This is a genomic window from Nakamurella antarctica (assembly GCF_003860405.1).
Taxonomy (GTDB): domain Bacteria; phylum Actinomycetota; class Actinomycetes; order Mycobacteriales; family Nakamurellaceae; genus Nakamurella; species Nakamurella antarctica.
Map to the genome: position 1 here is coordinate 3,306,176 of NZ_CP034170.1, position 12,382 is coordinate 3,318,557.

Annotated in this window: 16 protein-coding genes; 5 read left to right on the forward strand and 11 right to left on the reverse strand. The window is 59.0% G+C overall.

The features are described from left to right. Positions 1-6 precede the first annotated feature (6 nt). Positions 7-990, forward strand: a complete 984-nt coding sequence (locus EH165_RS14855) for an SRPBCC family protein (RefSeq protein WP_124800133.1) — start codon at positions 7-9, stop codon at positions 988-990. Between the two features lie 81 nt (positions 991-1,071). Beyond that, positions 1,072-1,470: a VOC family protein gene (locus EH165_RS14860; protein WP_124800134.1), complete on the forward strand. Its 399-nt coding sequence runs from the start codon at positions 1,072-1,074 to the stop codon at positions 1,468-1,470. Between the two features lie 52 nt (positions 1,471-1,522). Here EH165_RS14860 and EH165_RS14865 read toward each other — a convergent pair whose 3' ends face one another. The 6 genes from EH165_RS14865 to EH165_RS14885 form a co-directional block, all read right to left on the reverse strand. Continuing rightward, entirely contained in the window at positions 1,523-1,927 is a 405-nt protein-coding gene (locus EH165_RS14865) for a VOC family protein (RefSeq protein ID WP_124800135.1), read from the reverse strand. Positions 1,928-2,034: 107 nt separating this feature from the next. Then, positions 2,035-4,200: a catalase gene (locus tag EH165_RS14870; RefSeq protein ID WP_124800136.1), complete on the reverse strand. Its 2,166-nt coding sequence runs from the start codon at positions 4,198-4,200 to the stop codon at positions 2,035-2,037. A 301-nt stretch (positions 4,201-4,501) separates the two neighbouring features. Beyond that, on the reverse strand, positions 4,502-4,675 hold the full coding sequence (locus tag EH165_RS15560) for a hypothetical protein (RefSeq protein WP_164479267.1): 174 nt from the start codon (positions 4,673-4,675) through the stop codon (positions 4,502-4,504). A 165-nt stretch (positions 4,676-4,840) separates the two neighbouring features. Further along, a complete protein-coding gene (locus tag EH165_RS14875) occupies positions 4,841-5,317 on the reverse strand; it encodes a hypothetical protein (RefSeq protein WP_206426002.1) in 477 nt (158 codons plus the stop codon). Positions 5,318-5,460: 143 nt separating this feature from the next. Further along, positions 5,461-6,006 carry a hypothetical protein gene (locus EH165_RS14880; protein ID WP_124800137.1) on the reverse strand — a complete coding sequence of 182 codons (546 nt, stop codon included), beginning with the start codon at positions 6,004-6,006 and terminating at the stop codon, positions 5,461-5,463. Positions 6,007-6,192: 186 nt separating this feature from the next. Further along, on the reverse strand, positions 6,193-7,074 hold the full coding sequence (locus tag EH165_RS14885; RefSeq protein ID WP_239020799.1) for a glycosyltransferase family 2 protein: 882 nt from the start codon (positions 7,072-7,074) through the stop codon (positions 6,193-6,195). Positions 7,075-7,230: 156 nt separating this feature from the next. Here EH165_RS14885 and EH165_RS14890 point away from each other — a divergent pair, with 156 nt between their 5' ends. Then, entirely contained in the window at positions 7,231-7,932 is a 702-nt protein-coding gene (locus EH165_RS14890; protein WP_124800138.1) for an ANTAR domain-containing protein, read from the forward strand. A 17-nt stretch (positions 7,933-7,949) separates the two neighbouring features. Here the strand turns inward: EH165_RS14890 and EH165_RS14895 are convergent, their stop codons facing one another. After that, complete coding sequence (locus EH165_RS14895; RefSeq protein ID WP_164479268.1) at positions 7,950-8,549, reverse strand: ANTAR domain-containing protein; 600 nt, start codon at positions 8,547-8,549, stop codon at positions 7,950-7,952. 642 nt (positions 8,550-9,191) lie between these two features. Here EH165_RS14895 and EH165_RS14900 point away from each other — a divergent pair. After that, positions 9,192-9,563, forward strand: coding sequence for an SRPBCC family protein (locus tag EH165_RS14900; RefSeq protein ID WP_239020621.1), 372 nt, complete (start codon positions 9,192-9,194; stop codon positions 9,561-9,563). A gap of 396 nt (positions 9,564-9,959) precedes the next feature. Here EH165_RS14900 and EH165_RS14905 read toward each other — a convergent pair whose 3' ends face one another. Continuing rightward, complete coding sequence (locus tag EH165_RS14905) at positions 9,960-10,280, reverse strand: hypothetical protein (protein ID WP_124800140.1); 321 nt, start codon at positions 10,278-10,280, stop codon at positions 9,960-9,962. Between the two features lie 115 nt (positions 10,281-10,395). Between EH165_RS14905 and EH165_RS14910 the strand changes: the two genes are divergently transcribed. Next, positions 10,396-10,695, forward strand: a complete 300-nt coding sequence (locus EH165_RS14910; RefSeq protein WP_124800141.1) for a hypothetical protein — start codon at positions 10,396-10,398, stop codon at positions 10,693-10,695. Between the two features lie 225 nt (positions 10,696-10,920). On the opposite strand, the gene EH165_RS14915 is transcribed toward EH165_RS14910, so the two are convergent. Genes EH165_RS14915 through EH165_RS14925 form a run of 3 tightly spaced genes read right to left on the reverse strand, consistent with a single transcriptional unit; the run spans position 10,921 to position 12,262 of the window. After that, positions 10,921-11,508 carry a hypothetical protein gene (locus tag EH165_RS14915; protein WP_164479269.1) on the reverse strand — a complete coding sequence of 196 codons (588 nt, stop codon included), beginning with the start codon at positions 11,506-11,508 and terminating at the stop codon, positions 10,921-10,923. Further along, positions 11,505-11,909, reverse strand: a complete 405-nt coding sequence (locus EH165_RS14920) for a ParA family protein (RefSeq protein ID WP_124800143.1) — start codon at positions 11,907-11,909, stop codon at positions 11,505-11,507. Before EH165_RS14920 ends, EH165_RS14915 begins: the two co-directional genes overlap by 4 nt. A gap of 56 nt (positions 11,910-11,965) precedes the next feature. Beyond that, complete coding sequence (locus tag EH165_RS14925; RefSeq protein WP_124800144.1) at positions 11,966-12,262, reverse strand: hypothetical protein; 297 nt, start codon at positions 12,260-12,262, stop codon at positions 11,966-11,968. Between the last annotated feature and the right edge of the window lie 120 nt (positions 12,263-12,382).

The following is a 12,382-nucleotide window of genomic DNA, read 5'->3' on the forward strand; positions in this document are numbered from 1 at the left end:
CTCACCATGCCCGTCATCTCAGTTCAGAAGAATCTCGACGAACTCACCATCACCTTCGTCGCCGACTTCGGCGCACCCCTGACGCGGCTATGGAATGCGTATGCCGACCCGCGTCAGCTGGAGCGGTTCTGGGGCCCGCCCACCTACCCGGCCACGTTCATCCGGCATGACGTCGCCGTCGGCGGTCGAAGCATTTATCGGATGACTGGACCGACCGGGAACCAACATTACGGCTGCTGGCTCTGGACCAGCCTTGAAGCGCCCCGTTCGTTCGCGATCGTCGACTGGTTCGCCGACGAGACCGGCGCACCGAACACGGACCTCCCGGCGATGCACGCGAGGTTCCAGTTCGACGCGACCGATACTGGATCCCGGCTTACCACCGTCTCCCTCTGCGACACCCTGGAGCAGCTGGAGCAGCTGCTGTTGATGGGCGTACTAGAGGGCACATGCGAGGCAATGTCACAGATCGACTCCGTGCTCGCCGACCTGGCCGCGTTCGCCTCTGACCGAGCGGTAGAGGCGCAGATCCTGAGCGACACGCAGGTGCGGGTGGCACGCGTCATCCGCGGGTCTGCCGACCAGGTGTGGCGCGCACACAACGATGCCGACCTGATGAAGCGGTGGTTACTTGGCCCCGACGGCTGGACCATGCCGGTGTGCGAGATCGCGGCGAACGTGGGCGACAGCTACCGCTACGAGTGGGCACCCGAGGATGGTGGCGAAGGCTTCGGTTTCACCGGTGAACTGCTCGAGAGCGAGGCGCCACACCGCGCCGTCACAACCGAGGCGATGATCGGGATGGACTATCCGAGCACCCTCAACGAGCTCACACTCACCCCCGTCGAGGGCGGCACACTGCTTTCGCTCGTCATTATCTACGCCAGCGCTGAAATTCGCGACGCCGCGCTGGCCACCGGCATGACCGACGGGATGGAGACTAGCTACGAGCGACTCGAGCAGATGCTGGACGAAGCCGCCCCGGTGTGACTCAAGACCTGCCAACCTGCATTCAGACCAACGAGACGTACGTCGAACCAGTAATATTTTATGGAAAGGTCAGTTTTGAAAATGCGACTCGAACTCGTGCCCCTGCCAGTTACCGACATCGAGCAGAGCAAGTATTTCTATACCGATGTCATCGGCTTCCACCTGGACCACGACGTTCAGCCGGGCAACGGGATGCGCATCGTGCAGCTCACTCCTCCCGGTTCGGCGTGCTCGATCGTTATCGGCACCGGCATGGGCGGCGACCCGTCAGGCGGCACCGTGCACGGGATCCATCTGGTGGTAGATGACATTGCTGCCGCCCGCAATGAGTTGCTCGCGAGAGGCGCCGACGTCGGCCCCGTCCAAGACATGGGCGGTGGGCAGTACGCGTACTTCAGCGACCCCGACGGCAACGTGGGCGCTGCAACAAATCGGCAACACCGCATAGCGAGGATGCCCGCCGCGATCGGTGGTGGCTGACTCCACCGTGCCCTATAGGCCGGGCCATTGGCCGTCGAACCTCTTGTTGCATTTAGATGATTGAACCGATTCGGATGTTGTTGCCGAACGGGTCCCTAATGGCGAAGTCCGTGCCATACGGTTGCTCCATCGGCGTCTGGGTAATCTCTACGCCGGCCGCTTCGACCTTTCCAAATGTGGCTGGCACATCATCGGTAGTGAATGCGAGCCATCCGCCTCCCGCGCCCTTCCTAACCAGATCGCGGACCTGAGCCGCGGTGTCCTCATCGTGTGCAGGAGCGCCAGGTAGCTCCAACAGAATCTCTTTCTGATCGCCAGGCACCCGTACCGCGAGCCAACGCATCGGCCCGAAGTTCATGTCCGCACTGACCTCCAGACCGAGTACCTCGGTGTAGAACCTCAGGGCTTCGTCCTGATCCAGCACGTAGATCGACGACAAGTTGTTGCATTTAAGCATGATCGGCTCCTATTAGCAGTCGGTTGTTCTCGTATTCAGACTATGGAATCTGGAGCGCGCTTTCTGATTTCGTTTGGTGCACTTGGCTGTAGCAAGCTGGGGTCGCCTCACTTGTGTGTTTCCGCGCGTCCCTGAGTTGGAAACCGGTCCCAGGACCGATGGGATCTCAGAAAGTCAACAATGTCCTCCGCTACCGAGGGTGCTGCACCGTGCGCTATGCCGGGTGCTTCAGCTGGTATTTGGGCAGCTGAGTTTGAAGATTTGCCAGGTACGGACCCAATGGCCTTGGCGTGGCGCCAAGCTTCGCCGACAAGTTTGCTGACCCTCGGGTCGGTCGGCATTTCCGGTCCGTGACCGGACGCACTTTTGGCATCCAATGAAGGCAGCGCATCAGGTGCTGGTGGGGTGTCACCGACGATAATGATGGCGTCAAATTCTGTTGATGCAGCGTTGGAGTAGGTGCGCTGCACGGTGATCGAGCCAATCTTGCCGCCATGCGGGCCCACTATCAGTGGTATGACGTTGGCATTGAAAAGTGTGCTCCGAATCGCCTCCACATCCGTGGGGTCACTGTCTGGGCCAATGATGACCCCGACGGTGCGGCCAGCGACTGGCCAGGTGTTGCCGAGTTGAGAGACAGCCGGGGTGGTTGGTGTTTGTGAATGGTTGACGGTGGGTGCCGGGGCTTCTAAACCTAAGCCAGTTGCGACCCGCTGGCAGAGATCAGCGTCAATATTTGCTAGGGCCAGCAGCTGCCGTTCCCTGATTACCTGCTCGTAGCATTTGGAAAGCTCGAAGGTGTAGGCGGCCACAACGTGGTCCTGTTCCAGTGGCGTTAGTGATCGGTAAAACATCCGCGCCTGCGAAAAGTGATCTTCGAAGCTGACCGGGTTTTGCCGGACCTTTGCTGATGCTTCAACCGGCACCGGAATATCGATGAATGGGTGGTCATTGGGTCCGGCCAGGAATGGGCAGCCGCCATCTAACGAATTTGGGCGATATGGAGCGACCCCGGAGTGCACCGCGTTTTGGTGCTGGCCATCGCGCAACATGTCGTTGATCGGGGCGTGAGCGCGGTTGATTGGGAGCTGATTCCAGTTCGGGCCGCCTAAGCGCGTAATTTGGGTGTCCAAGTAGGAGAACAGCCGTGCCTGCAGTAACGGATCATTGGTGAGATCAATGCCGGGCACTAGATTCGACGGGTTGAACGCAACCTGTTCGGTTTCGGCAAAGTAGTTCACCGGGTTCGCATTCAAAGTCATGGTGCCAAGTACCTGGACCGGTGCCAGCTCTTCAGGGACGAATTTTGTTGGGTCAAGCAGGTCGATGCCCTCGAAGGTTTGGTCGTTGGTATCCGGGAAGACCTGCACACCCAGGTCCCATTCCGGGTAGGCACCCGATTCGATGGCATCGGCCAGGTCGCGTCGGTGAAAGTCTGGGTCGTTTCCGTTGGTGAGCTGCGCTTCTTCCCACGTCACTGAATGCACGCCTTGTTTCGGTTTCCAGTGAAACTTCACCAGGCAAGTCTGGTCGGAGGCGTCGATCATTCGGAAGGTGTGTATGCCGAAGCCTTCCATGGTGCGAAAAGAACGCGGCACTCCGCGGTCGGACATGTTCCATATCGTGTGGGCCTGCGCTTCGGTGTGTAAAGACACCCAGTCCCAGAACGTGTCGTGCGCGCTCTGGGCCTGCGGGATTTCCCGGTCTGGGTGCGGCTTTGCAGCGTGCACTACGTCTGGGAATTTGATGCCGTCCTGGATGAAGAACACCGGGATGTTGTTACCTACCAAGTCGTAATTGCCTTCGCCGGTGTAGAACCGGGTTGCGAAGCCGCGCGTATCACGCACCAAATCTGCCGATCCCCTCGATCCCAGCACCGTGGAGAATCTCACGAACACTGGAGTCTGTACACCACTTTTCAGGAAACCGGACCGGCAGATGTTTTGCCCCGCTCCGTTTGCTACAAAGACACCGTGGGCTCCGGCTCCACGGGCATGCACTGCACGCTCCGGAATCCGTTCGTGGTCGAAGTGACTTATCTTCTCTCGCAGGTGGTGATCCTGCAGCAAGGTTGGCCCGCGCGGACCAGCCTTCAACGAGTGATCGGTATCGACCAGCCGGACGCCGTGCGCCGTGGTGAGGAAAGAACCCTGTTGGGCAACATCGGCCGCGGCAACTTTTGTGGACGCCCCAGTCGCGGTACGCGTATCCGGACCCTGCTGGTCAGGTTTGGCGGGTAACGGGCTCTGCGGTTTTGTCGGTTCAACCAACATAGGAGGCTCAACGCCCGGCTCTCCCGGCGCCGGCTGCTCGGACTCATCTGTCACACGCCTTTTCGATGCCACACTGCTTCCTTCCCTCGAACCCAATTCCTGACCGGAGATGACGTTGAACGCCTTTATCTCCCGAAGCGGGTGCGGTCAAACACTTTCAACGTCGTCAAAAGCGAAGGGCCTGCAACAACTGAAAACCCTTCCGGTGCGGCCCGGAAACTGCCATCGTCCATGTTCGGCCCATCATCAGAGGATGGGCTATCCGGGCAGCGACACACAGATTGTCGCGTCTACTGAGCGTCTAGTCGATGAGGGTGATGGAGCGGCCGTCAGGGTTGTCATTGATTTCGGCCCCAGCTTTGATCTGCGCGTTATGGGTGGCGCAGACCCAATACTCCCAGGCTCCCCAAGGGGTGGGTTTGCCGGCGATGACCACTGATTCGTGGTCGCAATCTACAACTGCACATGTCTTCATAGAAGGCCTCCGGAGCAAATTCGAAAGGAACTGATGTCCCGCCCCCACCTGGGAGAAGATTCGAGAAGTACCCAGTTGCGCTGCATCTCACGCGAACCCTAGGGCGGCGAACGCGGCAGCTTTCGTGGTGCTTGGGTTCAGCGCTGCGCTTTTGCGTGCGCAGCATTAACCGGCGCCGCCGCCTTGTTCGTTTCTTTTCATTTCTGCCTCCCAGACGTGGGGTTTGCCGTCGCTGAGTTGTTCGCGAACTTTGGCATCTACTGCTTGGAAGGTGCTGTAGTAGCCGTCGTCGTAGTTTTCGACGATCTGGAAGGTCCACATATCGCGTACTACGTCCCGTCCGACTAGGACCTCGTCGATTTCATCGGCTAGTTCTGGGTGGCCGGCTTTTCGCAGCATCTCTAGGCCATCTTGTAGTTGCAGGTCGGCCATGCCGCTCATCCGGTGGAATTGGTAGAGCATCCCTCGGGCGTTCTCAACGACTTCGAAAGCCGCCGAAATTTTTCCTACTGCTTCCACTAGGGCATCGGAATCACCCCGGGGGCGGGGGTGCTCGACTGGGCGTTCGGGATGTTTGGCTGACCCGAACAAGGCCACCAAATCATGGTCTCTGCTCCCACTGGAAGATGTTTCTTTTGCCATTTGTTCTTTCCTCATCTGTGGTGTAGCCGTTGTTCTGCAGTCCGGCGGTGCATCGTCGATGCGCGCGACTAGCCGTTGTTTAGGTGAGCTGGGATCAAGGAATCATGCGCTCGTGAATCGGTTCGGAATATTGCAGCAAGCCGTTAGTTGCGCTGCAGTGAACCTTTGAGGACCTGAACTGGTCGCTGTTGCTCCCCTTGCTGGCTGGCAAGGATGATCAGTCCAGCGGTGGCAGCGGGGGTCACCCATTGCGCGACGCGAAGCTGTTGCTGAGCTGCTGCGACGCCTTTCGGGGTTTCGTCGACGGGAATGACGCCGCCTTCGGCTGAGACCGCTCCGGCGTCGGCGACAATTTTTCCCTGCATCCCGCTGTAGATGGTGCTTGCTATAGCTGCCAGGGTGAGTGCGCTTTTGATGACCGTGTTAGCAGCTACACCCTTTTGGCTGGCCACCCGGCCGCGGTTTGCCAAGATCAAACCAATGCCGCCGACGGCATGGATTCCGATGGCGACAGCGTTTACTGGTGCCCACCGCGCCCACCCGGCGGAGGCGACAACTGTGCGGTCGGATTTGTCCTTGACGACGTTGGCGGCTCCGTTCAGGCCGATTGCGCCCATCAAAGAACCGCCGAACCACCCGGCCAAGCCGAGGTCGTGCATGCTGCGGGTCACAGTGTTACGCGTACTCATAATCGTCTCCAAATAGGTAGTCCCGCATCGACTGCGGGGATGCGATGAAAAGGGTTTTGCCTTGAAGAACACCGAATGGATACCCGGTTTTTTTCGCGACCTAACAGGTGCTCGTTGATCTTTCACGTAATTCGGTTTGTGCTGATCCGACACGCCCTCACTAAGGCACTCGAACCGCCCCGCCGGCTATAAGTGGGCCGGGAGCCGTTGCGGCGCGGCCGATATCGGTATCTGCTGTTGCAAGTTGTTAAGGTAGGCCGCGAAGCCACGTGGTGCCCGGCTGATACGCCTAGCTGAGGTAGTCACCGGCATATCCGTGGCCCACGCCGCTGGGAGGCCAGCTGCAGCGAATGCGGTCACTAAAGCCACATCTTCGGAAGAGGCCAAGGTGGCGAACCCACCCACCTGCTGGTAGGCGACGGCAGTGAAGGAAAGGTTCGTGCCGTGAATGTGGCGATGTGGGCCGCGGTCGTACAGCTTTTCAGCTAGATTTTGCACTTCGGGTGACCGCCCCGACCAGTCAGCAACCGTGACTGTACCCATCACGATTGCGGCCCCGAGGTGCGCATGCCGAAGCTGCGCCGCGAACCAATGGGATGGCACCTGGGAGTCGGCGTCAGTGGTCGCCAACCACAAACCATCTGCATTCTTCTTTGCTAAAGCGCTGTCAAAACCAGCTTTACGTGCCGCCCCCACATTGCTTACCTGCACCGTAAGCATTTCAACTCCGATGGTGGGAAGCGCCGCGGCCTCTCGCACTACAGTCTCTGAGCTATCAGTACAGTCGTCGAGCACCACGATCACAGACACAGGGATGACCACCTCGGCAGCAGCTGCAGAAAGAGCTCGGAGGCAACTTGGCAGCGAAGCGGCTTCGTTTTTAGCTGGCACCACCACCACGACCCGGTCGAACATGGACACCGTCGTCGACGGCCTAGCCAGGCATCGGTGGTGAGCAGAAGGTGTGGCAGCGTCGAGGCTGCGGCGGCCATCTGACTGGTTTCCGCTGCCAGTAACTCTTTCCGTTGTGGAAGGGGCCGAAGGGTGTGGGTCGGCGCAGAATTGCATCACCTGCACTCCTTGTCTTGCCATGGCCCGTGGCATCGTCGGGTTATCGATACCCCTATTGGTCTAGCTGCAATCCACAGCCGGATCCGTAAAAGAATTCGCTCCTGGGTGGTACGGCATGCCTTGATGAGGGGTATGTGAAGGCTCATGACCGTATTGAGCAGATTCACAACCCACTTCAACGATCTGCTGTGCTGCTCTCCCGAATCCCCGGAGACACTTGGCCAGTTGGTAGTCGCAGCAGTAGCTGCGGCGCTGCCGGGTACTGGGGTGTGTTTAAGTGCGGCCAGTGGGTCGCTGGTGAATTTGCTCGGCGCGAGCGACGAAATGGCCGCGCACGCGGATCGATTGCTCTTCACCATCGGCGCAGGACCCACCGAGCGGGCTCGCAGGAACGGAGCGATTGTCATCGCCGGGCCCGGCGCATTAAACGAGTGGCCCGTTTTGAAACAAGAGCTGCTCAGCCAAACTGATTATCAAACTATCATCTCCTGCTCACTCGCACCCGAGCTTGCGTTTTGCACACTCGACTTCTACTTCTCCCGCAAAGAAGATGCCCCACAACTGCCACATCATGAACTCGCGCCGCTGCGTGACCGCGTTGCCCAGATCTTCGCTGGCCAAGCAACCCCAGCCGACCTTCGCCCGCGGACCATTTCTGTCCGTGGTGACCAATTAGCGGCAATTGATGACATTGCGGTGGCTACCGGCTTACTCAGCGTCACCTGCGACATTGACATGTCAGATGCTGTGGCGCTTTTGCGGGCCAAAGCGTTCGTCACCAGCACCACAATCGACGTCATCGCCGAACAAGTCGTCGATGGCGTTGTGCCGCTCGGGCGCACGTACTGGACGTGACGCGACCAGGACGTTAGCTAGGCCTCTGTCTGGGGCAGTTTGCGGGCGGGGATGAAGACTGGCAGTTGCCCGGTAAGCAAAACTTCCTCCGCTACCTCCCGAAGTTTGCGATTGCTGTCCTGCGACACCTTTGTCAGCTCAGCGAATGCTGCATCGATTGAGGTCTTTTTCACTGCCATCAGGACGCCGGTCGCGGCACCGATAAGTCGGTTACTCAACAACGCCGCATGAAGCATCTGAGCTTGATACCGAAGTTCCGCACGTTCCATCGCAAGGCAGGTTTGCTCTGCATAGGCTTGGGCCAAAGAAGCGCGGTCTTGGTCCCACCGATCTTGCTCGACAAGATTAAATCGGAGCATCCCAAACCGGTAAGTGCCTCGCTGTAGATCAAACTCTAGAACGGTCGCTCGCGATTCGCGAGCGCATGGGGTTCTACTCAGCTCCACGTGGGTTTCCGGGAAAGCTACCTGCATTAACTCTCGCGCCCGGCTTTCTACCGAGAGCCGATCTGGTTGGTCAGCCAAATCCAGGGCGAAGCCTGACAGCTCGGTGGCGCGAGTATGAATCTGCAACGGCAACATCAGCTTCTCCGGGCAAAAATTAGGAAAACCGCTCATGGAGATAGTGTGCCACTTACCGGTTTCGGCAATCAGTATCCGACCGGCGCTCAGCAAACATCCCGATCCACGCATGACCGCTCACGCAACAAAAAGGCCTGCACTGACAACCCATTGCTCTGACCTGTGGGAGCACAGTATCGGTCCCGACCAGAATCGGACAGCATGGCCATCACGCCCAATGGGCTCCTGCACTCTCCCCCGATTTGGCATTCCGCTCAGCGGCCAGGCCCATACCTGTTGGATCTCGGTGACGATCTGTGGTGAAGACCTGAACCTTCGACGCTGCCATGTTCGGCCCGGTCAAATATTATCCACCCGAACTTTCGCGACGCACGAGGACATTCGACATGTCCCGCGTCAGTACATGAGCGAGCAACGCTCGATGCTCACGCTATTCTCGCCGCTTGTCGCTACCGATCGCAGTGTCGCCCTCGAGTTACTTGCCAACCCAGCAAACTGGCAGCGTAAAGTCGGCGCGAATAAGTCACCGGACCGAACGGGGGCCGGACCTAAAGAAATGAGCACGTGGTGAACGAACCGCATCACTCGCCGTCCGTCATCAAGACGACCAGACAAATGCGTTGCGAACCCTCAGACGTATTCGCGGTCCTTTCGGACGGATGGTCATACGCTCTCTGGGTGGTCGGAGCGTCCCGCATTCGCGATGTGGACCAGAACTGGCCCGCAACTGGCGCGAGCATTCACCACTCAGTCGGCTCGTGGCCTCTCCTGACCGATGACACCACCACCGTGCTGGACTGTTCCACCAATTCGCGCCTCGTTCTCAGCGCCAAAGCGTGGCCAGCCGGCGAAGCCAAAGTGGAACTAGCTATCGCCCCACACCTGAAGGGCTGCACAGTAACCATCAGCGAAGACGCTGTCAGTGGCCCTGCTCTGCTCATCCCCAAACCTCTTCGACAAGCGATTCTGCGTGCGCGCAATAACGAAGCCCTACAACGCCTTCAATACCTGGCTGAAAACCGAGAACGACCAAAAACAGCGAACGAGTAGCAAGAAACGCAATTACCTGGAAACGACGCTGCGGGCGTTCAACCCAAAGCCGACCCGGCATCCCCTCTTCGACACAATCTGGATCCGGAGGGCGCTGTCAACCCGTGGCATCACTTCGCAAGCTTCACTCCGTGCCCGGGCGGCGGATCACCCTCTTCACATCACCCGAGGGAAACCAGCCCGACGTGGAACTGGCCTGCTCCCCCGGCTCGGCCTGCCAAATCAGGAAAACAACACTGTCAGTCCACTTCGACGCAATTGCAGGAAACCATTCTTCACCGCCTGCGGAAACGACAAAGCGAGCGATCACCGGGATTCGCTGCCCCCCAGCTTGGTGACCGTCAGGTGGGGGTTGCTCGTTCACATACTGCGCCGGCCGTTCGGAGCGGCCGGTGGTCAAAGCGTTTCCTTCCACGTAAGGCCGTGCTCCCACGGGCTCGGACTCCCGCTGTACAAGGTCGCGAGCAGTTGGCCGCGAGACTCCAAAACAGCCGGACCACTGATAGGCATCCGAACAAGGTCCTGATCGGCCAAAAACCGCACCACGGACGTGACAACCACTCCGCGCCAAAAGTGCGGAGCCGTGAAAGACGTATCCCCACCAACCCCGCGCACCACCTCACCGGCAGCTACAGCGACAAGCAGATCCATCCAATCCGCCCGAGCCAACAGGGCAGCATCCGACCTCATCGCTGCTACCCGTCTTCTCGTACCCATGTTCGAATCATAGTGTTCGGCCTGGCACCGTTCGCAGCAGGCGAGTGCGCCGTTTCCTGATTTAATGTCAGGCCAGGGCGGCATAATGGTGACAGCAACCAATAAAGGAGCAGCTATGAGTCTCGCAGTGAAAAAAGAGCCGGTAACCATTGAGCAGCTCCGCGACATTTTCCGCCTCACGGACGTATCGGGTGTCCACGACGTTTTCGCGGAGGCTTACTCCAACCTCCAGGCAACCTACATGCGGGCACAGCGAACCGCTGCGGAGTCATCTGAGAAGGAGCTGTGGGCAGATCGAATCCAGGCGCTCCGCAGATTCCGACGCAACCTCGGGGCCGCCGACAGTGAAAGTCTGATGTCAGCGATTGTCATGATTCAGACCGAACGAATCGCTTTCGAGCAACTCCTCGACTAACGCGCCGCGCAACGAGCAACCGTCGAAACATCAAGCGGCGACCTGCACGGCCTTCGGCGAGAGGGGCCCTGCTCTGGCTGGACAGTCAGCTGACATTTTGGTCCGCAACGCCTGTAATTAGCTTGCTCTTTCGCCCATTGCGCTTAGCAACGGGCCCGATGCGGACCATAGTTTTGAACTCTGCCTAAGTTGACGCCATCACTCTTCCTAGTTACCGCTTGTTGATTAATCCAGGTAGAGGCAAATCGCCGCTGCTGTCACCTTGGATCGGTTGCTGTCGAATTTCAGTGCTAGCCCATCTATGGCGTCGAGCTGGGCATCTGTGACTCTTATCGTGGTTTGAATAGACGGTTCTGACTCCGTCGTGCGCTGTGGAATCTCGAACAGGTCCCCCTTGGGGCTTGCCGAATCCCTGTTCAACAGTTCAGCGAGCCTTGAATGAGTGACGTTGATAGCCAGCAGCATAAGCGCGGTATGCGTCAATTTACGATCAGCGGCTACGCGAGCGAGTGTTTCGTGTGCTGAGCGTGGAAGGTAAACCGACATTGGTCGTGCGTAGTTCCTCGCAACGGCTTGGCTCTCTCCGCGCGCTGTCACCGTGTTGGGCAATGAGCTTTGCTTCGCGAACCCTCCGCCTTCGGCTGTCTCGTCATCTAGGCGGGGGTCAGGCTCGGGGATGGCCTCGATAGTTGGTGTCTCGCGTTGCGGTTTTGTCGGCTTCTGGATTGCGTCGACCCCTGCCGTGGGCGACCTTTTCGCGAGCGCCGTCGCTAGGTTCGGGATACTCATTGGCTGCGCTTTGGCTGTCCTCATACTGTTTCCTCAACTGGTTCATCTGCTAGCTCGAGCTCGTTGATGCGTTGCAATATCTCCTGCGCTAGTGCTCCGTAGTCGCCTGCCAATGTGGGGGCAGATCCGGCTGACGTTGGTCGCCTACCTTCGCGTAGTGCCTGCCAGAATGGTTCTCCTTCTAGCGTTGCCGCATGTTCGTACACGAGGAGTCCGCGGCGGCGGGAATCCATCGCTGCAACGCTGTGTCTGATCGTGCTTTCAAACAGCGGCGCGACTCCCCCGAGCGCTTCGTTGATCTCGGCGGTGATCTCACGACGAACCCTTGTGGCGGATATGGCGAGGTCAAAAAGCACCACACCAAGAAGCTCAAGATCGGGGTTGCTCTCTCGCGCTTGTACGAGGCGTTGCGCGATGCGTGCCATGCCTTTGAGGCTGGCCGCGTCTCCCCTTGTTGGTATGACAAGCCACCTTGCGGCGCCTAGCGCGAGGAGTTGTAGGTTGGGTCCCCTGGTGGGCAGTCGATGATGACCAGGTCGTAGTTGGCTTCTTCGAGTAATTCGGCCAATGGCTGTGCCAGCACATCAGCTATCGCGCCGCCGCGAGTATGACGAGACAACAGGATGCCGGCAAGGTCGTCTAGCGCTTCGCCGCCGCTGATGACATCGAGTCCCGGTCTGATTTGCGGTACTGAGATCGTCAGTGGCGTTCCTGCGGCTAGTGATGCCACAAGGCCCCGGCCTTCATCCCCCGCACCTGCTCGCCGGTCAGGTTCCATAAACTAGCCCACCACGACCTAACCGAGCTCATCAAGCCGACAGAAAGTGGTCGGATCAGGGTCAACTAAAGTAGCGCCAGCCGTCCCTGACCCAGGAACCGACGCGCCAACCTAACTACA